The organism is Streptomyces geranii, from assembly GCF_002954775.1.
GTDB classification, from domain to species: Bacteria; Actinomycetota; Actinomycetes; order Streptomycetales; family Streptomycetaceae; genus Streptomyces; species Streptomyces geranii.
Map to the genome: position 1 here is coordinate 40,209 of NZ_PJME01000054.1, position 23,549 is coordinate 63,757.

A 23,549-nucleotide genomic window follows, 5' to 3' on the forward strand; every position below is an offset into this window, starting at 1 on the left:
CCGGACCCGGCCGGGAACAGGGCGAACGACACCTGCGCACACAAAAGAACCCCGTCCTCTCCACATCGGGAGAGAACGGGGTCCAAGTGACCGACGCCGAGCGTCAACCGCACTGGCAGGGTGCGCCCGACTGGCATCCGCACCCGCAGCCGGAACCGCAGCCGCAGGCGCCGAACAGGGGCAGGTGCTTGATCTCGGCAGGGTGCTGCGTCTCGCGTTCCTGCGTCGGGTCGGGCGTGCTGGGGGTCTCGGCCATGGGGCCCTCCTGGAGCCTGGATCCTGGAGACGGTTGCCTTCTCCCCATTGCATGCCCGCTCCGCCGGGCGCGTCAACGGCGCACAGGAGTACGGAGGTTCAGGCCCCGCGGTGCCGAAGGGACCCCGGGGACAGGGGAGTTCAGGCCCCCTCGACCCCGGTGGGCGGCTGTACGTCCGGCTGCAGCTCGTCCGCGTGCTCACCCGTCACCAGGAACACCACCCGCTTGGCCACCGACACCGCGTGGTCCGCGAACCGCTCGTAGTAACGGCCCAGCAGCGTCACGTCGACCGCCGTCTCGATGCCGTGCTTCCAGCGCTCGTCGATCAGGTGCTGGAAGAGGGTGCGGTGCAGCAGGTCCATCTCGTCGTCGTCCGACTCCAGCTGCAGCGCCAGGTCGACGTCCTTGGTGATGATGACCTCGGCCGCCTTCGCCATCAGACGCTGGGCGAGCTGGCCCATCTCCAGGATCGTGGCGTGCAGGTCGCGCGGGACCGCCCGCTCCGGGAAGCGCAGCCGGGCCAGCTTGGCCACGTGCTGGGCGAGGTCGCCGGAACGCTCCAGGTCGGCGCTCATCCGCAGCGAGGTCACGACGATCCGCAGGTCGGTGGCGACCGGCTGCTGGCGGGCCAGCAGCGCTATGGCGCGGCCCTCCAGGTCGTGCTGCAGCTCGTCGACCTTGGCGTCGGCCTCGATGACGCTCTCGGCCAGCTTCAGGTCGGCGTCGAGAATCGCCGTCGTGGCACGCCCGATCGCCGACCCGACGAGACGAGCCATCTCGACCAGACTGTCGCCGATCGAGTCAAGTTCCTCGTGGTACGCGTCACGCATCAGGTGTCCCTCTCTTGACGTCCATTCGGGGGCACCACCGGGCCCCGTGACCCCCACGCTCCCACGTTCGGGCAGGTACGCGTCCTTTTCCGCCTCGACAAATGAACCAATACTGGCTCCAAGGTGAACTCTGGGCGACGAGTGTTCGAGGTCGCACACTCATGGCTGTGGCCATGTCGTACCCCATGCCTAACCTGGGTGCATGGACGTGAACGCGGCAGTCGCCGCAGCGGCAGCGATCGCCGGTGTGCTCACCGGCGTCATCGCCATGCTGGCGTTCCGCTGGAGCGAGCGCGACCAGAAACGCCCCACCCGCACCTCGCTGCACACGGACCCCGTGCTGCCGCCCGGTGTGGACACGGTGCTGTCCGTGCTCCGGTCCTCGGCGGTCGTACTCGACGAGGCGGACGCCGTGGTCAAGGCCAGCTCGGCGGCGTACGCCCTCGGGCTGGTCCGTGGCGGAAAACTGTCGGTCGACCCGATGCTGAAGATGGCCCGGGACACCCGCCGCGACGGCGAGATACGCCAGGTCGAGCTGGACCTCCCCCGGCGCGGCACCGGCCGAGGCGAGGCCCTCGCGGTCTCCGCCCGCGTCGCCCCGCTCGGCTCCCGCCTCGTCCTGCTCCTGGTCGAGGACCTCACCGAGGCCCGCCGTATCGAGGCCGTCCGCCGCGACTTCGTGGCGAACGTCAGCCACGAGCTGAAGACGCCCACCGGCGCGCTCTCCCTGCTCTCCGAGGCCGTCATGGGCGCCTCGGACGACCCGGAGGCCGTCGAGCGCTTCGCGGGCCGCATGCAGATCGAGGCGACCCGCCTGACCAGCCTCGTACAGGAGCTGATCGACCTCTCCCGGGTGCAGAACGACGACCCGCTGGAGGACGCCGAACCGGTCCGCGTCGACGAACTCGTCGCCGAGGCCGTCGACCGCTGCCGCCACCAGGCCGGCACCAAACAGATCACCATGGCCGCAGGAGGCACCGCCGACCTGCGAGTCTGGGGCAACCGCGGCCAGCTCGCCGCCGCCCTCGGCAACCTCGTCGAGAACGCCGTCAACTACTCTCCGTCCGCCACCCGCGTCGGCATAGCGGCCCGCCGGGTCAGCGCCACCGGCGGCGACCTGATCGAGGTCGCCGTCACCGACCAGGGCATAGGCATCTCCGACAAGGACAAGGAGCGCATCTTCGAGCGCTTCTACCGCGTCGACCCGGCCCGCTCCCGCGCCACCGGCGGTACGGGCCTGGGCCTGGCGATCGTCAAGCACGTGGCCGCCTCGCACGGCGGGGAGGTCACGGTGTGGAGCTCCGAGGGCCAGGGCTCCACCTTCACCCTGCGCCTCCCGGAAGCGGGCGCCGCCCGCCGCGCCCGTGCGAACCGGGCGCGGGCGTACGACCATGACTCGTACCCCGAGTCACTCCCAGACTCCGACCCCGAAGCCGGGGACGGACCGTCCGACCCCGGCGAAGAGGCCGACCGGACCACCGGCACATCCCCTTACGATCCGCTTCACGCCCCGGAGGTCCACCCGTGACCCGAGTGCTCGTCGTCGAGGACGAGGAATCCTTCTCCGACGCCCTTTCGTACATGCTCCGCAAAGAGGGCTTCGAGGTCGCCATCGCGGCCACCGGGCCCGACGGACTCGACGAGTTCGAGCGCAACGGCGCCGACCTCGTCCTCCTCGACCTCATGCTGCCGGGCCTGCCCGGCACCGAGGTCTGCCGTCAGCTGCGCGTCAAGTCCAACGTCCCGGTGATCATGGTCACCGCCAAGGACAGCGAGATCGACAAGGTCGTCGGCCTGGAGATAGGAGCCGACGACTACGTCACCAAGCCCTTCTCCTCCCGCGAACTGGTCGCCCGCATCCGCGCCGTCCTGCGCCGCCGCGGCGAGCCCGAGGAGGTCACCCCGGCCGCCCTCGAAGCCGGCCCGGTCCGCATGGACGTCGACCGCCACGTGGTCACCGTCTCCGGCGCCAAGGTCGACCTCCCCCTCAAGGAGTTCGACCTCCTGGAGATGCTGCTGCGCAACGCGGGCCGCGTACTGACCCGCATGCAGCTCATCGACCGGGTCTGGGGCGCGGACTACGTCGGCGACACCAAGACCCTCGACGTCCACGTCAAGCGCCTCCGCGCCAAGATCGAACCGGACCCGGGGGCGCCCAGGTACCTGGTCACGGTCCGCGGCCTCGGCTACAAGTTCGAGCCGTAAACCGGCCGACCACAGCCGTTACGACGGCTCGCCGGTACGTCAGTACGTCAGTACGTCGGTACGTCGAAGGGCGGGACCTCCTCCGGGAGGTCCCGCCCTTCGACGTACAGCGGGTCCGTACGGCGGCTCAGTGGCCGGCGGCCGTGTCCGTCTCCGACGCCGAGGCGGTCGGGGTCGTCCCCGCCTCGGGGGTCTCGACGGCCCCGGTCGGGCTGGGGGAGCCGGACGTCCCGGGCTCGGCGGACGTGGTCGGGGAGGCGCTCGCGCCGCCCGGGACCGCCGGGACCTCGGTCGGGCCCCACGAGGCGAAGAAGCTCTCCGCGGGGACGACGAAGGCCCGCAGGCTCACGTCACCGGTGCTGCTGAAGGTGAAGGTGACCTTCTGCGCGTTGCCGTCCTTGACCGCCTCCCGGCTGCTGGGCAGCACCGCGGAGGCGTTGTCCGCGCCGCCGATGATCAGCGAGCCGCCCGCCGGGATGGTCAGGTCCTTGCCCTTCGCGGGCGTCAGCTCGGCGGTCTTGCCGGTGCCGGGGACGGTGATCGACTCCAGCGTCTGCGGCTTGATCCCGGTGTTGAACACGGTCGCGGCGATGACGGCCGGACCGGTCGACTCCATCTCCGGCTGGGTGATGACGACGACGTTCTGCAGCTTGATGTCACCTACGGTCGTGGCCGCGTTGTCCGGCTTGACCTCCAGTGTCTGGGCGTTGTTCCCGGCTGCGCACCCGGCGAGCGTGGCGACCGAGAACGCGAGGGCGGATGCGGCGAGGGCGCCGCGTCGAATGCTGCTGCTCACGGCGGCGGCAACTCCTTGGAACGCACGGGCAGCTCCTTGTAAAGCCGCCCTAAGTGTCTGTCAGCGGCCTTAGGTTACCGAGCCGTTCCCACGCCACCGCACCCGACCCGCCTCTAGGCGCGGCCGGGGTGCTTCCCCGGAGTGCGGGACCGCTCACGAGAGCCACTTCGACATTCACATTTACGGTGAAGGAATGAAGGGGATCAGGAATTGATCACCCGCAGTTCACCGCGGATGATGTGCTTGATGATCCACTGCCGTGATCAATTCCGGATTCACCGCACACCGGACTCCGCTCATCGAACGGAGTAGCGGAAGTCGCACACTTGGAAGTGGACATAAGTGGAGGTATGGTCGCCCGCCGGGGCCTCCAGGTGTGTGTAACGTCCGGGTTTCACTTCGTTCGGAGAGCCGCTCCGACCTGCGAATACCCCCCTCGCCTCCGTCCCCGGAGCCCTCTCGAAGCACGTTCCTGTTGCTGTTGTCAAGCCCCGAGATATGCCCTGACCTGCGAAAACGCCATTCAGAAGCTGCCGTTTCCGTGTTACCCTGGATAGCCACGGAAGGGGTACCTGTCACATGACGTTCAAGGTTGGCGACACCGTGGTCTATCCCCATCACGGGGCCGCGCTGATCGAGGCCATCGAAACTCGCCAGATCAAAGGCGTGGACAAGACCTACTTGGTGCTGAAGGTCGCCCAGGGTGACCTGACTGTACGTGTACCGGCGGACAATGCGGAGTTCGTCGGCGTACGTGACGTGGTCGGTCAGGACGGGCTGGACCGGGTCTTCGAGGTGCTGCGCGCTCCGTATGCCGAGGAGCCCACGAACTGGTCACGTCGTTACAAGGCAAATCTGGAGAAGCTCGCCTCCGGTGATGTCATCAAGGTCGCGGAAGTCGTACGTGACCTGTGGCGTCGTGAGCGGGAGCGCGGACTGTCCGCCGGTGAGAAGCGCATGCTCGCCAAGGCTCGCCAGATCCTGGTGAGCGAGCTCGCGCTCGCGGAGAACACGAACGAGGACAAGGCCGAGGCACTGCTCGACGAGGTGCTCGCGTCCTGACCCTGGCTCGGCGTCGGCCCTGAAAAGCCCCGTTTCCGAGTTCAGGCAACACAGTGAAAATGCCGCGGTGCCCGATGACGTATCCAATGTCGCCGGGCGCTGCGGCATGTTCATGCCCGGACAAGAATTCCCGGCACCGTAGTGCCGGTAGTAAGTACCGGCAGTACCGAAGCGCACCGTAGTAACTACCGAAGCACCGTAGTACTGATATTGGCGTGCCGGGCCCGGAGACCGCTCGACCGGATGTCACGGAAGGGTCCGATCGAGGCTCGCGCCCGGCACTCCTCCAGGCCATACCCACGAGTGCTCGGCACACAAACCTGACAGGAACCGATGTCTGACGAATCGCGCCCCACACCGCCCGGGGCACGTACGGCCGCCGTCATTCCGGCCGCCGGCCGGGGCGTACGCCTCGGCCCGGGCGCCCCCAAGGCGCTTCGCGCGCTGAACGGCACGCCCATGCTCATCCACGCGGTACGCGCGATGGCCGCGTCCCGTGCCGTGTCCCTGGTCGTCGTCGTGGCCCCGCCGGACGGCGCCGCCGAGGTGAAGACCCTCCTCGACGCCCACGCGCTGCCCGAGCGCACCGACTTCCTCGTCGTCCCCGGCGGCGAGACCCGCCAGGAGTCGGTGAAGCTCGGCCTCGACGCGCTGCCGCCCGGCATCGACATAGTCCTCGTCCACGACGCCGCCCGCCCGCTCGTCCCGGTGGACACCGTGGACGCGGTCATCGAGGCGGTACGGGAGGGCGCCCAGGCCGTCGTCCCCGCGCTGCCCCTCGCGGACACCGTCAAGGAGGTCGAGCCGGCGGCGACGCCCGGTGAACCGGAGCCGGTGCTGGCGACGCCGGAGCGGGCGCGGCTGCGGGCGGTCCAGACCCCGCAGGGTTTCGCCGTCGACACCCTGGTCCGGGCCCACGAGACGGTGACCGAGAACGTCACCGACGACGCGAGCATGGTCGAGCAGCTGGGCCTGCGGGTGGTGGTCGTGCCCGGGCACGAGGAGGCGTTCAAGGTGACGAGGCCGCTGGATCTGGTGCTGGCGGAAGCGGTACTGGCCCGGAGGAGGCTGAACGATGGTTTCTGAGCACGTTTCCGGGGGACCGGTACCGCTGCTGCCCCAGGTCGGCATCGGTACCGACATTCACGCTTTCGAGGAGGGCCGGGAGCTGTGGTGCGCCGGCCTGAGGTGGGAGGGCGAGGGGCCGGGACTCGCCGGCCACTCCGACGCGGACGTCGTCGCCCACGCGGCGTGCAACGCGCTGTTCTCGGCGGCGGGGCTGGGCGACCTGGGCCAGCACTTCGGCACCGGGCGCCCGGAGTGGTCCGGGGCGTCCGGGGTGACGCTGCTGACGGAGGCGGCGCGGATCGTGCGGGCGGCCGGGTTCACGATCGGCAATGTCGCGGTGCAGGTGGTGGGGTCGCGGCCGAAGATCGGGAAACGGCGGGAAGAGGCGCAGAAGGTGCTGTCGGAGGCGGTCGGCGCACCGGTGTCGGTCTCCGGCGCGACGACGGACGGGCTGGGCTTCCCGGGGAGAGACGAGGGCCTGATGGCGGTGGCAACGGCCCTGGTGGCCCGCCTGGGCTGAACCCGAGAGTTCCTCGCCCCCGCCGCCCCTACCCGTCCCATCCCTGGGGGCTGCCGCTCCCGGACCCCCGCAATCGCGCTGAACACGCTCGTCCTCAAACGCCGGACGGGCTGAAATGCCGGGGCGAATGTCACGAATATGTGGCCCTTGTTCACAAGGGTCGCCAGGCACTCGGTGTGGGCCACTACGCTTGTCCCGTGACCATTCGCCTGTACGACACCAGCGCCCGGCAGATCCGTGACTTCGCCCCGCTCACGCCGGGCTGTGTCTCGATCTACCTCTGTGGCGCCACCGTGCAGGCCGCCCCGCACATCGGGCACATCCGGTCCGGGCTGAACTTCGACATCCTGCGCCGCTGGTTCACCTACCGCGGGTACGACGTCACCTTCGTCCGCAACGTCACCGACATCGACGACAAGATCATCAGGAAGGCCGCCGAACAGGGGCGCCCCTGGTGGTCCATCGGCTTCGAGAACGAGCGGGCCTTCAACGACGGCTACAGCGCCCTCGGCTGCCTCCCCCCGACCTACGAACCGCGTGCCACCGGGCACGTCACCGAGATGGTCGAGATGATGCGCGGGCTCATCGAGCGCGGTCACGCGTACGAGGCCGACGGCAACGTCTACTTCGACGTCCGCTCCTTCCCCGGCTACCTCCAGCTGTCCAACCAGGAACTCGACAACCTGCTCCAGCCCTCCGGCGACGGCGAGACCGGCAAGCGGGACTCCCGTGACTTCGCCATGTGGAAGGCCGTAAAGCCGGGCGAGCCCAGCTGGGAGACGCCCTGGGGGCGGGGACGGCCCGGGTGGCATCTCGAGTGCTCCGCCATGGCCCACAAGTACCTCGGGACCGCGTTCGACATCCACGGCGGCGGGCTCGACCTGATCTTCCCCCACCACGAGAACGAGATCGCCCAGGCCAAGGCCTTCGGCGACGACTTCGCCTCGTACTGGGTGCACAACGCCTGGGTCACCATGAGCGGCGAGAAGATGTCGAAGTCCCTCGGCAACTCCGTCCTCGTCAGCGAGATGGTCAAGGCCTGGCGGCCCATCGTCCTGCGCTACTACCTCGGCACCCCGCACTACCGCTCGATGATCGAGTACAGCGAGGAGGCCCTGCGCGAGGCCGAGTCGGCGTTCGCCCGGATCGAGGGCTTCGTGCAGCGCGTCGTCGAGAAGGCCGGCGGTGTCGTCGACCCCGCCGCCGAGGTGCCGCCCGCCTTCGCCGAGGCCATGGACGACGACCTGGGCGTCCCGCAGGCCCTCGCCGTCGTGCACACCACCGTCCGGCAGGGCAACAGCGCCCTCGCCGCCGACGACAAGGAAGCCGCCGTGGCCCGCCTCGCCGAGGTGCGCGCCATGCTCGGCGTCCTCGGCCTCGACCCCCTCGACCCGCACTGGGCCGGGGGCGACAGCGACCGGGGCGAGGATCTGCACGGCGTCGTCGACAGCCTCGTACGCCTCGTCCTCGACCAGCGCGAGGCGGCCCGCGGGCGCAAGGACTGGGGCACCGCCGACGCCATCCGCGACCAGCTCAACCAGTCGGGGCTCGTCATCGAGGACGGTCCGCAGGGGCCGCGCTGGACGCTCGGCCCGCGCTGAGCATTTCCCCGCAAAGTCCCCGCAAATACGTACATCTCCTTGATCGATTGTGCCGCTCGGGTCTCCGGGCGGCACACTCATAGACGTACACACACGCTTTCAAACAGACAGGTAGGTCATGGCCGCCTCCAACAACCGCCGCATGTCCGGCAAGAAGGGCGCGCAGGTCGGCAGCGGCGGCCAGCGGCGCAAGGGGCTCGAAGGCAAGGGCCCGACGCCGCCCGCCGAGGCGCGCAAGGGGCACAAGAAGAACCGTATTGCCGGGGCCAAGGCCAGGCAGGTCCAGCGGCGGCCCGCACCCAAGGGGCGCGGCGCCAAGGCCTCCTCCGAACTCGTCGTCGGGCGCAACTCGGTCGTCGAGGCGCTCCGCGAGGGCGTGCCCGCCTCGATGCTGTACGTCCAGCAGTTCATCGACAACGACGAGCGGGTGCGCGAGGCGCTTCAGCTGGCCGGTGAGCGCGGCGGCATTCATCTGATGGAGGCTCCGCGTCCTGAGCTGGACCGGATGACCAACGGGCTCAACCACCAGGGGCTCGTCCTTCAGGTCCCGCCGTACGAGTACGCGCACCCGGAGGACCTCGCCAACGCCGCCTACGACAGCGGCGTCGACCCCCTCATCGTCGTCCTCGACGGGGTCACCGACCCGCGCAACCTCGGCGCCGTCGTCCGCTCCGTCTCCGCCTTCGGCGGCCACGGCGTCGTCGTGCCCGAGCGCCGCGCCGCCGGCATGACCGCCGGCGCCTGGAAGACCTCCGCCGGCGCCGCCGCCCGTACGCCCGTCGCCCGCGCCACCAATCTGACGCGCACCCTGGAGGCGTACCAGAAGGCCGGGATCGTCGTCGTCGGCCTCGCCGCCGACGGGGACGCCGAGATCAGCGATCTGCCCGCGCTCGGCGGGCCCGTCGTGATCGTCGTCGGGAGCGAGGGCAAGGGACTGTCCCGGCTGGTCGGCGAGACCTGCGACCACCTCGTCCGGATCCCGATGCCCGGCGGCACCGAGTCCCTCAACGCCGGTGTCGCGGCCGGGATCGTGCTCTACGAGGCGTTCCGCCAGCGCTCCTGAACGCATGTGCGTGGCGTCACCCGTACGGGCGGATCCGGGCGGGTGACGCGACCTTGACGCGGTCCGGACACATCCACCAAGTCAAAGCAGTGTCCTAACCACACGTCACTCGGTTAGATGAGTGTGGACACCAGAACACCCCGCACACCCACGGGGGACCGCTCGTCGGGATACGACGACGTTCCCGCGCTGAGCATGGTGAAGGTGCCGAGCGATCCGGCGCAGGTCATCGTCAACCATGCGAGTTTCCGCGTGCAGTTGGGGGCCTCGACGCGGCGGGCCGCACCGTCGTCCCGCGTCGCCCGGCACCTCAGCGCCTCCGAGGACACGGCTCGCATCCCCGCCGCCGGCGCCGGCGGCGCCACACCCGGCCGCCGCCGCGCGGTCGTCTGGAGCGGGAAGTCCGCCCCCGACGACACCGGCGCCCACCGGCTGCTCCAGGCCGTACGGGGCTCCAGCGTGCGCCACGGCGAACAGCCGCCGACCGCCGACGCCGGAGCGACGCAGGTCATCCCGCGCATCGGCGAAGAGGAACTCGACTACGCCGGCAGCACCCTCGACGAGACCGTCGAGACCCCCGTCGTCGGCAGCCAGCGCACCCACAGCCCCGACTCCGGCCGCCTGCTCCCCGACATGCGCACCGTCGGCAGCGCCTACGACGAGCCCGGATACGGCCAACCCGGCCACGGGCACGGCGAGTTCGCCGACGACCGCTACGACCGCTACGACGAGTACGACGACTACGAGCGGGACGCCGACGGGCGGCGCACCGGCGCCAAGCGCCACGGCAACGACCCCGTCCGGCACGCCTATTACCCCGGCCGCCGGATGAACCTCGGCGTCGTCCTGCTCCCGCTGCGCATCTTCCTCGGCTTCATCTCCATCTACGCCGGCATGGGCAAGCTCTGCGACCCCGTCTACTTCGACGGCGGCAAACGCGGCTCCATGATGAAGTGGCTCAACACCCTGCACCCCTGGGAAGTCGCCGAGCCACTACGCCAGTTCGCGCTCCAGCACCCCGTCGGCTCCGGCCTCGTCATCGCCTTCCTCCAGGTCATCGTGGGAGTCCTCACGGTCCTGGGCCTGTGGCAGCGCGTCGCCGCGATCGGCGGCGCCCTGCTCTCCGCCGCCCTGCTCGTCACGGTCAGCTGGAAGAGCGTCCCCGTCTACGACGCGCCCGACATCATCTACCTGGCCGCCTGGTCGCCGCTGATCATCGCGGGCGCCCCCGTCTACTCCATCGACGGCCGCCTCGCGGGCAGCGCCTGGCGGCGCCTCGGACCCCGTACGGACATCTGGGAGCTGCGCAGTTACGTCCTGCGGCGCGGCGCCCTCGTCACCGCCGTCGTCATCGGGCTCACGCTGCTCGTCGGCTCGCTCCTCGGCGGCGCCGTCCGCGACGCCGACCGCGTGGTCGTCCCCGGCCCCGGCGAGGCCCCGCGCAACGAACTGCCCGGCTCCCCGCTCCCGGAGCGGTCCGGCGAACGGCAGGCCTCCAAGAGCCCCTCGGCGGCCACCAAGTCGCCGACCCAGGACGCCACTTCGGCGGCTCCCACGACCGGCGAGGCCGCGACCACCCCCGAGGAGGCCCGCGAGAGCGGCAGCGTCACCGGCGGCAGCCCCAGCCAGACCCAGGGCAGCGGCGGCGGCCAGGCCCCGCCGCAGCAGACCACCCCGGCCCAGCAGGCGCCAAGCACCAGCGCCGGACCGTCCTCGTCGGGCGGCTCCACGGGCACCCCGGGCGGCTCCGACGGCGGCTCCACGGGCGGCAGCGGCACCGGCGGAAGCGGTGACGGCGGCAACGGCGGCTCCTCCACCGGCCAGCCGGGGCTGGTGGGCGGACTGCTCGGCTAGCCAAGGCAGTTGTACGCCGATACGCCGATGGGGTCCCGCGCTTTCACAGTGCGGGACCCCATCGGCGTACGTACAAAAGGGAGTTGGCGAGCCGTCCGCTAACGGCCCAGTGTCGCCAGTTCCTTCGCGGCCTCTGTGAGGTCCTTCGCGGTGTCGATGGCACGCCAGTAGGCGCCGTGCGGGATCGGGAAGCCGGCCAGGCGGTTCTCGCGGGCCAGACGGGGGAACGTGGTGCGTTCGTGGTCGCCGCGCTCCGGGAGCAGGGCGGCGAACTCGGACGAGAAGACGTACACGCCCGCGTTGATCTCGAAGGTCGACGGAGGGGACTCTATGAAGTCCGTGATGTGACCGAAGCCGTCCGTCTGCACGGCGCCCCACGGCAGCCGCGGGCGGGCCAGCGCGAGGGTCGCGACGGCGTCGCGCTCGGCATGGAAGTCGGCCATGTCGCGCAGCGAGAAGCGGGTCCAGATGTCGCCGTTGGTGGCGTACCACGGCCGGTCCGGGGCGGGGAGGTGCGCGGCGGCGTACTTGAGGCCGCCGCCACGGCCGAGGGGTTCGGTCTCGACGACCGTGGTGACCCTCAGCGGCAGATCGGCGCTCTCCAGCCACTTCTGCAGGACCTCGGCGAGATGACCGCAGCTGACGACGACGTCCGTCACGCCCTCCTCGGCCAGCCAGACGAGCTGGTGGCCGATGATCGGCGTCCCCGTGCCGGGGATCTCGACCATCGGCTTCGGGCGGTCGTCGGTGTACGGGCGGAGCCTGGAGCCCTGGCCTCCGGCCAGGACCACGGCTTGCGTGGGGGGTGTCGTGGCGTGTGGAGCGGTCATGCTCCGCACTCTACGGGGCGCTCCGCAGGGCGCTCCGCGGGGGCTGCGGGCCCGGTGGGGGCTGGGCGCGCAGTTCCCCGCGCCCCTGGAAGGCAGCCCCTGCGGGGCGCCTTCCAGGGGCGTGTGACCGTTGCTAGCTGTGGGCCGCTGCCACCCCTGTCGCGAAGGAGGTGTCGCAGACCGGGCGGGAGTACGACTGGGCTCGGGAGGGGCCGTACACGCGGACTGCGGCACGGCCGAGGGCGCGGGCGATGGACGTGCAGTGCTTCGCGAGGGACGGCTGGCCGTTCACCGCCTGCTGGAGGTGGGTGAGGGCGGTGCCGGGGTCCTTGTCCTGGAGTTCCAGGAGCAGCTGGTCCCGCAGGACGTCCTGCGGGGCTCGGGCAGCGGCGGCTCGGGCGGCCAGGTCCTCGGAGGAGGCCGTGAGCACCGAGTCCGAGGGGCTCCCCGACCAGTTGACCCGGGTGACCGCGAGGGTCCCGGACAGCACCAGGACGACGGGCAGGACAAGGGCGAGGCTACGGCCGATCCGGCGGGCTGGGCCACGGCCACGTCGCGTCAGTTGGTTAGTGGAGTGCTTCACGCGAGTGAGGGTAGCGCTCGGTGCTGATTTGGCGACATTTAGTCACCAATTTGGGGGATGAATTGGTGCCGTTCACCGGGTAGGGCGTTGACGTACATGATTCGAAATGACCGGAGTGCCGGGGTTTCGGGCCACCGGTGCGCGGACGCGCGAAGGGCCCCACGGCAAGCCGCGGGGCCCTTCGTCACTTCAAACCGGTGAAACTGTTGAAACCGGTGTGTCAGTCGACGTGTCAGTCGGTCAGACGCTCGCCCGTGGAGGTCGAGAACACGTGGATCTCGCCCGGACGGGGGACGACGTGCAGCGTGGCGCCCTTGTCCGGGACGGCACGGCCGCTGACGCGGACGACCAGGTCCTTGGTGTCGTCGCCGACCTTGGCGCTGCCGTAGACGTAACCGTCGGCGCCCAGCTCCTCGACGACGTTCACGGAGACGGCGAGACCGGCCGGAGCGTCCTCGCTGGCCTTGGACAGGGCGTCGGCGGCGGCACCGTTGTGCTCGACGACGTCGAAGTGCTCGGGACGGACGCCGACCGTGACGGTGGTGTCACCCTTGTCGGCGGCGGCCGTGAGGGCCTCGCGGTTGACCGGCACGACCGAGTTGCCGAACTTCACGCCGCCGTCGGTGATCGGGACCTCGATCAGGTTCATGGCGGGGGAGCCGATGAAGCCGGCCACGAAGAGGTTCTTGGGGCGGTCGTACATGTTGCGCGGGGAGTCGACCTGCTGGAGCAGACCGTCCTTCAGTACGGCCACCCGGTCGCCCATGGTCATGGCCTCGACCTGGTCGTGGGTGACGTAGACGGTGGTGATGCCGAGACGGCGCTGCAGCGAGGCGATCTGCGTACGCGTCGACACACGGAGCTTGGCGTCGAGGTTCGACAGCGGCTCGTCCATGAGGAAGACCTGGGGCTCACGCACGATGGCCCGACCCATGGCGACACGCTGCCGCTGACCACCGGAGAGTGCCTTCGGCTTACGGCCGAGGTAGTCGGTGAGGTCGAGGATCTTCGCCGCGTCCTCGACCTTCTGGCGGATCTCGGCCTTGTTGACGCCGGCGATCTTGAGCGCGAAGCCCATGTTGTCGGCGACGGTCATGTGCGGGTACAGCGCGTAGTTCTGGAACACCATCGCGATGTCCCGGTCCTTCGGCGGCAGGTGCGTGACGTCGCGGTCACCGATGCGGATGGCGCCGGCGTTGACGTCCTCGAGCCCCGCGAGCATGCGGAGCGAGGTGGACTTACCGCAACCGGACGGACCGACGAGGACCAGGAACTCGCCGTCCCCGACCTCGATCTCCAGACCGTCTACAGCGGGCTTCTCGGTGCCCGGGTAGATGCGGGTCGCCTTGTCGAACGAAACAGTGGCCATGGTGATGGGCCCCCTTCTACCGGCAGGAACGTGCCGGACGATCCGTTGTAGGAAGGTGGTGTAGTCCACATACGCGGACTGAATCTGGACGGTACCTGGGGATCCGTCTTCTGTCAGTAGGGGGAGGGATGTGAACTTCGCGGAAATTTTCGAGACGGAAACCTACGAGCAGGCAGAGCAACTCACTTTTGGCCTTGCCCTTGGGCTTCCTGCTTCATCACGCACCGCCGACGCACACAGCCCTCGTGAACTGCGCCTGAACGGTCTTACACGCGCTCCACAGGCATTCCCGGCCAGCCGCAGCCCCTCGTCCCGAAGGTTCACGGCGGCGTTCACATCCCGGTCATGGACGACCCCGCACTCGCCACACGTCCACTCCCGGAGATACGTCGCCGAATCCGGAGACCGCCCCTTCTGCTTCCGCTGCGGATGCTTCCCCGACTCCCCCGATGTCCCCACGCATCCTCCCCGACGATCTGATCTTCGGAACAGCACGTCAGAGCGATCGACGAACGGGTGCGCGGATGGTTACGTTTGTTTTTCGAGGCCGGGTCCGACCACGAACTCCGTCGCTCGGGGGATCGCGCTCTGTGTACAGTGGAGCCGCCTTCGCGTACGGCGTTGTGGTGCGCGGTGCCTCCTTAGCTCAGCTGGAACGAGCAGCTCACTTGTAATGAGCAGGTCGTCGGTTCGAATCCGACAGGGGGCTCCACAGCCCAGGTCGGCCCAATCTGACCTGGGCTTCTTTCATGGCCGGCTCGGGGTATGACCTGTTACGCAGCCGGTGTGAAGGGCGGCGGAAGGTGCGGGGCTGCTGACTGGTCGTCGGGCGCCCTCGGTGCGTATTGATGTCCTGTCGCCTCTGTCCTCGATTCCGTCAGGAATCGACCAGGGAGGACACTTTCGATCGATCTCGTGCGTACCTGGGGCGAGGGCGGCAGGTCGGTCACTCTGCGGCAGTACTCTCGTACTACGGTCCGCCCGAGCCCCCGGCCCTCTCCGTATCGTCCCGTTTCGCGCAACAGAGGCCCTGCGCAAGGCGAAAGCCATCCGGGTGACAGATGGAGTTGGGGCGTATGGGCCCGTATTCCGGCCTGCTCGACGAGTTGCGTGTGGTCACGGCCGGTGGCGAGCTGGATCTGACGACCGTGCCGGCTTTGGCCCGTGACTTGGCGGATGCCCGGCGTGGCAGCGGGCGGGCGTTCATCGTCGTGGATCTGCGTGGTGTCACGTTCATGGACGGCAGTGTCCTGGGGCCGTTGTGCGCGGCGCGGAGGGACTGTCTTGGGCGGCGTGGGTGGCTGCGGGTCGTGCATCATCCGCCGGGTGTGAGTCTGGTGTTCCGGGCGGCCGGTCTGCAGGACTGTTTCCCGCGGTACGCGAGCCCTCAGGATGCCTGGCTGGACATACCCGCGGACCGTGCGGCGGCGGACCGGGGCACGTAGTGTACGGAGCAAGCCAGGCGACGCCTCACCCTGAAGTGCCCCGGCCCGCGCGGGACGGAGACGGGTGATCAGCGACGGCATGGCCGACGTCCTGCGGTCGCTGCGTCTGGGCGAGGTGGAGGATCCGGCTCGCCTCTGCGCGCGGGCGTTGGGTGCCGAGGGTGTCGCGCTGTCGCTGCTGGTCGGTGCGGACCGGACGGCCGAGCCGTTGTGGCACTACCCCGAGTTGAGTGCCCGGTTCGAGGAGCTTCAGTTCACGTTGGGGGAGGGTCCGGGGCCGGATGCGGTCCGTTCCGGCTCGCCTGTGCTGGAGCCGGACTTGGCGTGGGTGCGTGCTGAGCGTTGGCCTGTGTTGTTGCCGGCGGCGCGTGGGCTGGGCGTACACGGTGTGTGCTGTTTTCCGTTGGGTATCGGGGCCATTCGGATCGGTGTGCTGACGGTGCTGTGCGACGGTGGGCGGCGGTTGAGTCAGCAGCAGTTCACCGACGCCACCGCTCTGACCGCCGTACTGACGGGCGCTCTTCTGGACGGTGATGGGCGTGGTGGGGGTGTTCCGGGGCTCGGTGTGGTGCCGGAGTCTCCGTCGGTGTTGCGTCGTGCGGTTGTGCACCAGGCCACGGGCATGGTCAGCGTCCAGTTGGAGGTGTCCATACAGGAGGCTCTGTTGCGCTTGCGGGCTTATGCGTACAGCAGTGAGCGTCCTCTGCGTGACATCGCGGCGGATGTGGTCGCCCGCAGGCTGCGCTTCGACGACGATGTAAGTGGGCCGTATTCGCCCGATGGTGGAAAGGGATGATGATCGTGGCCCGTGAACGACGTCTGGCGGAGATCTTCGTGGAGGTCGCGGACTCTCTGGTCGAGGACTTCGATGTCATTGACCTGTTGCACCGGTTGTCGGCGCGCTGTGTGGAGCTGCTGGATGTGTCGGCGGCGGGGATTCTGTTGGTGGACGCGCACGGTGAACTGCAGATCATCGCGGCCTCGGACGAGCACACTCGTCTGTTGGAACTCTTCGCGCTCCAGCATGATCAGGGTCCGTGTGTGGAGTGTTATCGCACGGGTGCCGCCCGCACGAACATCGGGCTGACCGCGCCGGAGGCGGTCGAGGCCTGGCCGCACTTCGCCGAGCGGGCCATCGCGACCGGGTACGTGACCACTCATGCCATACCGCTGCGGTTGCGTAGCCGGGTTGTCGGCGCTCTCAATCTTTTTCAGACGACCCCGCATGTCCTGGGGGATGACGACATCGCGCTTGCTCAGGCGCTCGCTGATGTGGCCACCATCGCGATTCTGCAGCAGCGGACGCTTGAGCGGTCCCATGTCGAGAACAGTCAGTTGGAGAACGCGCTGACGAGCCGCATTCTGATCGAACAGGCCAAGGGCTTTCTGGCGGAGCGGTGGAACACCTCTGTCGATGATTCCTTCGCCGTGTTCCGTACTTACGCTCGCGCCCGTCACCTGCGTCTTTCGGATCTTGCCGCGCAGATCGTCTCGGGCGGTTTCGATACGTCGGCCATTCCGGCGCCCGCGACGGCGCTGCCCGGTGAGCGGGACGGTTGATCGTCGCCGTCGAACTGCGCGGTTGGTTCGCGGGTGCGGGCGATGCCCGTGTCGGGGTGGGTGGTTGGACGTCAGGTGCGGCGGGCGGCGACTCGGTCCGGGGTCGGCCAGCGTACGTCGTGGACCCAGTCGGCGCGTTCGAAGAGGCGGATGACGGCGGCCGAGGGGTCGATCTGGCCGCGGTCGACGCCGTGGCGGGCGCTGGTGGGGTCGGCGTGGTGGAGGTTGTGCCAGCTCTCGCCGAAGGAGAGGAGGGCCAGCGGCCACAGGTTGGTGGCGCGGTCGTGGCGCCTGGTGCGGAAGGGGCGGTTGCCGATCATGTGGCACAGCGAGTTGACGCTCCAGGTGACGTGGTGGAGCAGTGCGATGCGTACGAGTCCTGCCCACAGCAGGCCGGTTACGCCGTACAGCCAGTTGCCGCCGATCGCCCAGCCGAGGCCGAAGGGCAGTGCGAGCGTGAACAGGCACAGCAGGGGGAAGGCGCGGGAGACGGCTCGGATGTCGGGGTCGGCGAGGAGGTCGGGGGCGTAGCGCTCCGCCGATGTGGGTTCGTTGCGGAACAGCCAGCCGAGGTGGGCGTCGAGCAGTCCGTGCAGCTGGCCGCGCAGGTGGGTGCCGTAGCGGTAGGGCGAGTGCGGGTCGCCGGGGCGGTCGGTGTGGGCGTGGTGGCGGCGGTGGGTGGCGACCCAGCCGATGACGTCGCCCTGGAAGCTCATCGATCCGGCTACGGCGAGGGCGATGCGTAGGGGGCGGTCGGCTCGGTACGAGCCGTGGGTGAGGCCGCGGTGGAAGCCGACCGTGACGCCGAGGCCGGTGATCGTGTAGAGGGCGGCGGCGAGTGCGAGGTCGACGGGGTGGACGAGTCGTCCCCAGAGCAGCCAGCAGGCCAGTCCGAGTGCGGCGAACGGCAGGACGACGATGGTCGCGGTGACGGCGACGTAGATCCGTTGCCCGTTGTTCCGTGCGGGCGCCGGGCTCTTGTCGGTCGGGAAGGGGGAGGTGCCGTCGTAGGGCGGGGGCGGCGGTTCGGTGCTTGTGGGGAGTTTTGTCGTGGACGGGGTGGTGGGGATGGACATGGTGGGGCTCCTCGGCCTCGCTGCGGATGGCGCGGCCGGGGTCACGGGCTGCTTTTGGGGAGGGAAACGCGAGGGCGTGGTGCCGGGCCGGATGCCGGTGCGGCGGGAGCCCTCGGTTGTTCCACGGTACTCCCGCACGCTCCGGAGGGAGGAACGAGTGCGCCTTGGGTGGTGACCGTGCCCACCTGCGGCTCTTGGACGGTGCCTGGTGGCCCCGTTTTTCCGGCACCGGATGATGGGTCCTGCTGGTCATTCCGCCGGAGACGGGCATGGCGTCGTCGCGGCTGAGGGGCGGTCTAGGGGCGGCCGGGTCCGGCAGGGGTTCCGGCTACTGCGGGTTCCGTAGCTGTCGGGCCAGTTCCAGGTCTGTCTCCTCCACCGGGTCGCCGTCCTCGATGTTCCACAGGGCGTTCTGGAGGACCCGGGCCAGGGTCCAGGCGCGGGCTCGTTCGCGGTCCAGGGAGAGTGCGTCCGTCAGGGCGTCGAAGCGCCAGAGGACGTCGTCTGCGTCGAAGCGGTTGTTCAGGGCCGGCCAGAGGTCGAAGCCGGGGTCTCCGGCGAGGGGTTTGGGGTCGATCGCCAGCCAGGGGGCGCGGTCTGCCGCCAGGACGTTCTCGTCGTGGAGGTCCCAGTGGAGCAGGCGGTCGCCGGGGTCGGGAGCTACTTCGCGCAGGGCCGCCGCGCAGTCCGTCAGGAGGGTGCGGGTCTCGGGGGTCGGGAGTGTGCGCAGGGCGTCCGGGGCCTGGTCCAGCATGGCTTGTGCGATGTCGGCGAGGGTGCGGATGCCCGGTGGGGCCGGGGTGGCCGTGAGGTGGGACAGCAGGGTCGCGATGACCAGGGTGGCCTCGTGGGGGTCGGGGACGGTCGACAGCATGCGGGTGTGGTCCAGGCGTTCCAGGAGCATCGTGCCGGTGGTGGGGTCGTGGTCCAGGAGGCGTACGGCGTGGTCGCCGTTCCAGTGGCGTAGGGCCGGTGCCTCGCCTTCGCTCTCCTCGTCCAGGAGTTGGAGTTTGAGGACCGCCGGGGTGTCGTCGGGGCGGCGGACCGGGACCACCAGGGCTGTTACGCCGTGCATGGAGGTGCCGTCCACGCGGAGGTTCCAGCGGTCCAGGAAGTCGGCCGTGCGGGTGGGGAGTGCGGTGATGAAGGCCCGGCCCGCCTCCCCGTTGTATTTGAGCTGTGTGGTCGTGAGGTCTTCGGGGATGTGGATCCGGCGCGGAGTAGGGGTGGGGGGCATTCGGTGACTTTATGTGCGTGCGTAAATTTGGGGCATGCGATTTTCGGCGGGCCCGCGGCGGGTGTGGGCCTACATCCGTAGTGCTCCGGGCACCTATGTGTGGCTGCTTGTGCTGTTCTTCACGACGGTGGCCGTGCATCACATGTCGGCGGAGTTCCAGGAGGAGTTCCTGCGGCAGCGGTCGACGAACATCAACGAGCTGTCGGACCATCCCGTGCGGGTGCTGATCTCCAGTGCGATGTGGATCGACGGGTGGTGGACCCCGTACGTCGTGCTGTATTCGCTGTTCCACGCGACGGCCGAGCGGTGGCTGGGGACCCTGCGGTGGGTGGTGGTGTGTGTGGTCTGCCATGTGGTGGCGACGCTGGTCAGTCAGGGTGCGGTGTGGCGGGCGATCCGGGACGGGTCGGCGCCCGCTTCGGCGGCGGATGTGATGGATTTCGGGGTGAGTTACGCGCTGGCGGGGGTGGTCGCCGTGCTCGCGTACCGGATCGCGCGGCCTTGGCGGTACGTGTACGTGGTGGGGGTTCTCGGTGTGTACGGGGTGCCGCTCGTCTTCTCCCGTACCTTCACCGATCTGGGGCACTTCACTGCGGCCGTAGTCGGCTTCTGCTGTTGGCCGTTGACGTGGGGGAGGGGTGGGAAGGTGTGGAATCCGAAGGAGACAGTGGGGGCGTCGAGGCGTTAACGTCCGGCGCTATGAGCGGGATCGTCAATGGGCGGGTTTCCTTTTGGTACGCGGGGGATGGGCTGCCTGTCCCGCGTGCGTCTCTCGACGGGGACGCGACGGCGGATGTCGTGATCGTCGGGGGCGGTTATACGGGGCTGTGGACGGCCTATTACCTGAAGAAGGCTGCGCCCTCTCTTCGGATCGTCGTCCTGGAGAAGGAGTTCTGCGGCTACGGGGCCTCCGGCCGCAACGGGGGCTGGCTGTACAACGGGGTCGCGGGGCGGGAGCGGTACGCGCGCGTGCACGGTCATGAGGCCGCCGTACGGCTGCAGCGGGCCATGAACGCGACGGTCGGGGAGGTGGTGCGGGCGGCGGGGGCTGAGGGCATCGACGCCGACATCCATCAGGGGGGTGTGCTCGAAGTCGCCCGTACCCCGGCTCAGTTGGCCCGGCTGAGGGACTTCCACGCGGTGGAGCTGTCGTACGGGGAGGACGACCGCGAGTTGTACGGCGCCGAGGAGGCGGCCGAGCGGGTGCGGGTGGCCGGTGCCCTCGGGGCGTCGTGGACGCCGCACGGGGCGCGGGTGCATCCGGTGAAGCTGGTGCGGGGGCTCGCGGCGGTCGTCGAGGCGCTGGGTGTCGTCGTCCGCGAACGGACGCCGGTGACGGAGATCCGCGCGCGGCACGCGGTGACGCCGTACGGGACGGTGCGCGCGCCCTATGTTCTGCGCTGCACGGAGGGGTTCACGGCCTCGCTGAAGGGGCAGCGGCGGACCTGGCTGCCGATGAACTCGTCGATGATCGCGACCGAGCCGTTGACGGACGCGCAGTGGGCGGAGGTCGGCTGGGCGGGGCGGGAGGCGCTGGGGGACATGGCGCACGCGTACATGTACGCGCAGCGGACGGCGGACGGGCGGATCGCGCTGGGCGGGCGCGGGGTGCCGTACCGGTTCGGGTCGCGGACGGACAACGACGGGCGTACGCAGGCGGCGACGGTAGAGGCGTTGCGGGAGATCCTGGTGCGTTTCTTTCCCTCGCTGGGCGGGGTGCGGGTCGCGCACGCCTGGTCGGGGGTGCTGGGGGTGCCGCGCGACTGGTGCGCGTCGGTGACGCTGGACCGGGCTACGGGGCTGGGTTGGGCGGGGGGTTACGTCGGTTCCGGTGTCGCCACGGCCAATCTCGCGGCGCGGACGTTGCGGGATCTGGTGCTGCTGGACTCGGGGGATTCGGGGGATTCGGAGCAGGGTGGTCCGGTGGGCGTGGGGGGTCGGACCGAGTTGACCGATCTGCCGTGGGTCGGGCATCGGGTGCGGAAGTGGGAGCCGGAGCCGTTGCGGTGGGTGGGGGTGCGGGGGATGTACGCGACCTATCGGGCCGCGGATCGGCGGGAGTCGGCCGGGGGTGGGGAGCGGGCCTCGCGGTTGGCTCGGGTGGCGGATCGGGTGGCTGGGCGGGGCTGAGCGCGCTGCGGGGGCGGTGGGGTGGTGGTTGGTGCGGTGGGTGGGTGGGTGTTGGTTGTTGGGTTGGTGCGGCACCGTTGTGGTTGGTCGCGCAGTTCCCCGCGCCCCTGTCGGGGCGCTCTCTCGGTCTAGTCAGGGCTCAAGTACCACCTTGCCGGTCGTGCCGCGGGTTTCGAGGGCTCGGTGGGCGGTGGCCGCTTCGGTGAGGGGGAAGCGGTGTACGGCCGGGGTCAGGCGGCCGGTGGCGGCTTCGGTGAGGGCGCGTAGTTCGAGGGTGCGGAGGGGGTCCGGGCCGCCTGCCCTGCTCAGCATCGGCGGGCCCAGGACCTGTTCGGAGACGCCCTCTATGAGGTGGGGGACGCCGTCGTGGAGGCCCTCGCCCGACCAGCCGAAGACCAGGTGCTGTCCGGTGGGGGAGAGCAGTGCGGTGGCCTCGCGGGCGATCTCGCCGCCCACTCCGTCGAAGACGACCGTGGCGGGCCGGCCGCCGAGGTACGCGCGGACCTTGTCCGGCCAGCCGGGGTCCGTGTAGTCGACGGCGAGGTCGGCGCCGTTCGCCTCGACGAGGGCCGTCTTCGCCGGGCCGCCGGCCAGGCCGATCACGGTGGCGCCGGCGTGCCGGGCGTACTGCACGAGGAGGGTGCCGATGCCTCCGGCGGCGGCCGGGACGACGGCCACGGAGTCGGGGCCGAGGTCGGTGTACTGCAGGATGCCCATCGTCGTACGTCCCGTGCCGATCATCGCGACGGCCTGGGCGAAGTCGAGGCCGGGCGGGATCTCGTGCAGACGTTCCATGTCGGTGACGGCGAGTTCGGCGTAGCCGCCGGGCCGGAAACCGAGGTGGGCGACGACACGCTTGCCGCGCCACAGCTCCGGGGTGCCCTCACCTAGGGCGTCGACGATGCCGGCGACCTCGCGGCCGGGGATGGTCGGCAGGGGGGTGGGTTCCGGTGCGGGGCCCTGGAAGCCCTCGCGGAGTGCGGTGTCCAGGAGGTGTACGCCGGCTGCGGCTACGGCGATACGGACCTGGCCGGGGCCTGGGGTCGGGTCGTCGACCTGTTCGTAGGTGAGGTTTTCGGCGGGGCCGAAGGTGTGCAGGCGGATGGCTTGCATTTGGGTTCCCCGGGGGTGTGGGTGGTGGGTTGTGGGTGGCTGGTGGGTGGGTGCTGGTGGTGGTTGGTGGTGGTGGTTGGTGGTGGGTGTTTCGCGGGAGTTCTTTTCCACTCTTCAACCTCAAGCTTGCTTTAGGTCAAGAGAGGCAAAGGGGCAAGGGGGTCGGGGGAGTTGTCAGTGGTGGGGTGCAGGATGGGGGCATGGCTGGGCGAGTGGTGCGTGGAGCGGGTGGTTCCGGTGGGGCCGGGGTTAAGGCGGCTCGGCGGGCCGAGGTGCGGTTGCCTGTGTTGGAGGCGTTCGGGGGTGGGGAGTTGGAGGCGGACGGGGACTATGACGGGCTGGAGTTCCGGGACGTCGACTTCGCCGGGCAGGACGGTGGGGGTGCGCGGTTCATGGACTGCGCGCTGACGGGGTGCGCGCTGGACGAGACCCGGCTGCATCACGCCCGGCTGCTCGACTCCGTCCTCACGGGGATACGGGGTGTCGGTACGAACCTTGCCGAGTCGACCTTGCGTGATGTGGAGCTGGTCGATGCTCGGTTGGGTGGGGTGCAGTTGCATGGGGCTGTGCTGGAGCGGGTGGTGGTGCGGGGCGGGAAGATCGACTATCTGAACCTGCGCAAGGCGAAGTTGAAGGACGTCGTCTTCGAGGGGTGTGTGTTGGTGGAGCCTGACTTCGGGGGTGCGGTGCTGGAGCGGGTGGAGTTTGTGGGGTGTGTGGTGAAGGGGGCGGACTTCACTGCGGCGACGTTGAGGGATGTGGATTTTCGGCGGGCGGTGGTGTGGGGGTTTGCGCGGGGGGTGGATCGGTTGGCGGGGGCGGTGATCAGTCCGGTGCAGTTGCTTGATTTGGCGGGGGTGTTCGCTGCGGAGTTGGGGGTGCGGGTGGAGGGGGACGGGTAGTTTTTCGCCCCCGCCGCCCCTACCCGTCCCATCCCGGGGGGGGGGGGGG

At 69.7% G+C, this 23,549-nt stretch carries 22 protein-coding genes, 1 tRNA gene and 1 pseudogene; 15 read left to right on the top strand and 9 right to left on the bottom strand.

Annotation, left to right across the window (positions count from 1 at the left end; genetic code table 11):
- Positions 1 to 396 precede the first annotated feature (396 nt).
- The gene (gene phoU, locus CW359_RS37930) at positions 397 to 1,086 is read right to left on the bottom strand and encodes a phosphate signaling complex protein PhoU (RefSeq protein ID WP_105974766.1); all 690 of its coding nucleotides are present in this window, start codon (positions 1,084 to 1,086) and stop codon (positions 397 to 399) included.
- A 202-nt stretch (positions 1,087 to 1,288) separates the two neighbouring features.
- On the opposite strand from phoU, the gene CW359_RS37935 reads away from it, so the two are divergent.
- Complete coding sequence (locus CW359_RS37935) at positions 1,289 to 2,614, top strand: two-component system sensor histidine kinase PhoR (protein WP_105974767.1); 1,326 nt, start codon at positions 1,289 to 1,291, stop codon at positions 2,612 to 2,614.
- Positions 2,611 to 3,291, top strand: a complete 681-nt coding sequence (locus CW359_RS37940; protein WP_105974768.1) for a two-component system response regulator PhoP — start codon at positions 2,611 to 2,613, stop codon at positions 3,289 to 3,291. The genes CW359_RS37935 and CW359_RS37940 overlap by 4 nt, the downstream gene beginning before the upstream one ends.
- A gap of 127 nt (positions 3,292 to 3,418) precedes the next feature.
- On the opposite strand, the gene CW359_RS37945 is transcribed toward CW359_RS37940, so the two are convergent.
- Positions 3,419 to 4,087 carry a copper chaperone PCu(A)C domain-containing protein gene (locus CW359_RS37945; protein ID WP_105974769.1) on the bottom strand — a complete coding sequence of 223 codons (669 nt, stop codon included), beginning with the start codon at positions 4,085 to 4,087 and terminating at the stop codon, positions 3,419 to 3,421.
- 579 nt (positions 4,088 to 4,666) lie between these two features.
- On the opposite strand from CW359_RS37945, the gene CW359_RS37955 reads away from it, so the two are divergent.
- The 6 genes from CW359_RS37955 (at position 4,667) to CW359_RS37980 (ending at position 11,255) form a co-directional block, all read left to right on the top strand.
- On the top strand, positions 4,667 to 5,149 hold the full coding sequence (locus tag CW359_RS37955) for a CarD family transcriptional regulator (protein WP_003953493.1): 483 nt from the start codon (positions 4,667 to 4,669) through the stop codon (positions 5,147 to 5,149).
- A gap of 333 nt (positions 5,150 to 5,482) precedes the next feature.
- The gene (ispD, locus tag CW359_RS37960) at positions 5,483 to 6,235 is read left to right on the top strand and encodes a 2-C-methyl-D-erythritol 4-phosphate cytidylyltransferase (RefSeq protein WP_105974770.1); all 753 of its coding nucleotides are present in this window, start codon (positions 5,483 to 5,485) and stop codon (positions 6,233 to 6,235) included.
- On the top strand, positions 6,225 to 6,737 hold the full coding sequence (gene ispF, locus CW359_RS37965) for a 2-C-methyl-D-erythritol 2,4-cyclodiphosphate synthase (RefSeq protein WP_105974771.1): 513 nt from the start codon (positions 6,225 to 6,227) through the stop codon (positions 6,735 to 6,737). Before ispD ends, ispF begins: the two co-directional genes overlap by 11 nt.
- Before the next feature lie 197 nt (positions 6,738 to 6,934).
- Entirely contained in the window at positions 6,935 to 8,338 is a 1,404-nt protein-coding gene (gene cysS, locus CW359_RS37970) for a cysteine--tRNA ligase (protein WP_105974772.1), read from the top strand.
- A gap of 118 nt (positions 8,339 to 8,456) precedes the next feature.
- A complete protein-coding gene (rlmB, locus tag CW359_RS37975) occupies positions 8,457 to 9,401 on the top strand; it encodes a 23S rRNA (guanosine(2251)-2'-O)-methyltransferase RlmB (protein WP_198655536.1) in 945 nt (314 codons plus the stop codon).
- A 117-nt stretch (positions 9,402 to 9,518) separates the two neighbouring features.
- Positions 9,519 to 11,255 (top strand): DoxX family protein, encoded by a 1,737-nt coding sequence (locus tag CW359_RS37980; RefSeq protein WP_232838784.1) that lies wholly within the window; start codon positions 9,519 to 9,521, stop codon positions 11,253 to 11,255.
- Positions 11,256 to 11,353: 98 nt separating this feature from the next.
- Here the strand turns inward: CW359_RS37980 and CW359_RS37985 are convergent, their stop codons facing one another.
- The 4 genes and pseudogenes from CW359_RS37985 to CW359_RS38000 all read right to left on the bottom strand — a co-directional run.
- Complete coding sequence (locus tag CW359_RS37985; RefSeq protein WP_105974774.1) at positions 11,354 to 12,085, bottom strand: nucleotidyltransferase family protein; 732 nt, start codon at positions 12,083 to 12,085, stop codon at positions 11,354 to 11,356.
- A gap of 133 nt (positions 12,086 to 12,218) precedes the next feature.
- Positions 12,219 to 12,668, bottom strand: coding sequence for a hypothetical protein (locus CW359_RS37990; RefSeq protein ID WP_105974775.1), 450 nt, complete (start codon positions 12,666 to 12,668; stop codon positions 12,219 to 12,221).
- Positions 12,669 to 12,900: 232 nt separating this feature from the next.
- Complete coding sequence (locus CW359_RS37995; protein WP_105974776.1) at positions 12,901 to 14,037, bottom strand: ABC transporter ATP-binding protein; 1,137 nt, start codon at positions 14,035 to 14,037, stop codon at positions 12,901 to 12,903.
- A 162-nt stretch (positions 14,038 to 14,199) separates the two neighbouring features.
- Positions 14,200 to 14,421: pseudogene (locus tag CW359_RS38000) on the bottom strand (zinc ribbon domain-containing protein); the annotation flags it as partial.
- Positions 14,422 to 14,672: 251 nt separating this feature from the next.
- Here CW359_RS38000 and CW359_RS38005 point away from each other — a divergent pair.
- The 4 genes from CW359_RS38005 to CW359_RS38020 all read left to right on the top strand — a co-directional run bounded on the left by CW359_RS38005 (position 14,673) and on the right by CW359_RS38020 (position 17,042).
- Positions 14,673 to 14,749 (top strand) — tRNA-Thr (locus tag CW359_RS38005).
- Between the two features lie 364 nt (positions 14,750 to 15,113).
- Positions 15,114 to 15,482 (top strand): STAS domain-containing protein, encoded by a 369-nt coding sequence (locus tag CW359_RS38010; RefSeq protein WP_105974777.1) that lies wholly within the window; start codon positions 15,114 to 15,116, stop codon positions 15,480 to 15,482.
- A 64-nt stretch (positions 15,483 to 15,546) separates the two neighbouring features.
- Positions 15,547 to 16,278, top strand: coding sequence for an ANTAR domain-containing protein (locus CW359_RS38015; RefSeq protein WP_105974778.1), 732 nt, complete (start codon positions 15,547 to 15,549; stop codon positions 16,276 to 16,278).
- Positions 16,275 to 17,042 carry a GAF and ANTAR domain-containing protein gene (locus tag CW359_RS38020; RefSeq protein WP_105974779.1) on the top strand — a complete coding sequence of 256 codons (768 nt, stop codon included), beginning with the start codon at positions 16,275 to 16,277 and terminating at the stop codon, positions 17,040 to 17,042. Before CW359_RS38015 ends, CW359_RS38020 begins: the two co-directional genes overlap by 4 nt.
- A 71-nt stretch (positions 17,043 to 17,113) precedes the next feature.
- On the opposite strand, the gene CW359_RS38025 is transcribed toward CW359_RS38020, so the two are convergent.
- The gene (locus CW359_RS38025; RefSeq protein WP_105974780.1) at positions 17,114 to 18,118 is read right to left on the bottom strand and encodes an acyl-CoA desaturase; all 1,005 of its coding nucleotides are present in this window, start codon (positions 18,116 to 18,118) and stop codon (positions 17,114 to 17,116) included.
- A gap of 328 nt (positions 18,119 to 18,446) precedes the next feature.
- Complete coding sequence (locus CW359_RS38035) at positions 18,447 to 19,355, bottom strand: aminoglycoside phosphotransferase family protein (RefSeq protein WP_105974782.1); 909 nt, start codon at positions 19,353 to 19,355, stop codon at positions 18,447 to 18,449.
- 34 nt (positions 19,356 to 19,389) lie between these two features.
- Here CW359_RS38035 and CW359_RS38040 point away from each other — a divergent pair, with 34 nt between their 5' ends.
- On the top strand, positions 19,390 to 20,043 hold the full coding sequence (locus tag CW359_RS38040; protein WP_198655537.1) for a rhomboid-like protein: 654 nt from the start codon (positions 19,390 to 19,392) through the stop codon (positions 20,041 to 20,043).
- A gap of 11 nt (positions 20,044 to 20,054) precedes the next feature.
- Positions 20,055 to 21,485 (top strand): NAD(P)/FAD-dependent oxidoreductase, encoded by a 1,431-nt coding sequence (locus CW359_RS38045; RefSeq protein ID WP_105974783.1) that lies wholly within the window; start codon positions 20,055 to 20,057, stop codon positions 21,483 to 21,485.
- 132 nt (positions 21,486 to 21,617) lie between these two features.
- On the opposite strand, the gene CW359_RS38050 is transcribed toward CW359_RS38045, so the two are convergent.
- Complete coding sequence (locus tag CW359_RS38050) at positions 21,618 to 22,598, bottom strand: zinc-binding dehydrogenase (protein ID WP_105974784.1); 981 nt, start codon at positions 22,596 to 22,598, stop codon at positions 21,618 to 21,620.
- A 200-nt stretch (positions 22,599 to 22,798) separates the two neighbouring features.
- Between CW359_RS38050 and CW359_RS38055 the strand changes: the two genes are divergently transcribed.
- The gene (locus CW359_RS38055; RefSeq protein WP_105974785.1) at positions 22,799 to 23,500 is read left to right on the top strand and encodes a pentapeptide repeat-containing protein; all 702 of its coding nucleotides are present in this window, start codon (positions 22,799 to 22,801) and stop codon (positions 23,498 to 23,500) included.
- Positions 23,501 to 23,549: the final 49 nt, after the last annotated feature.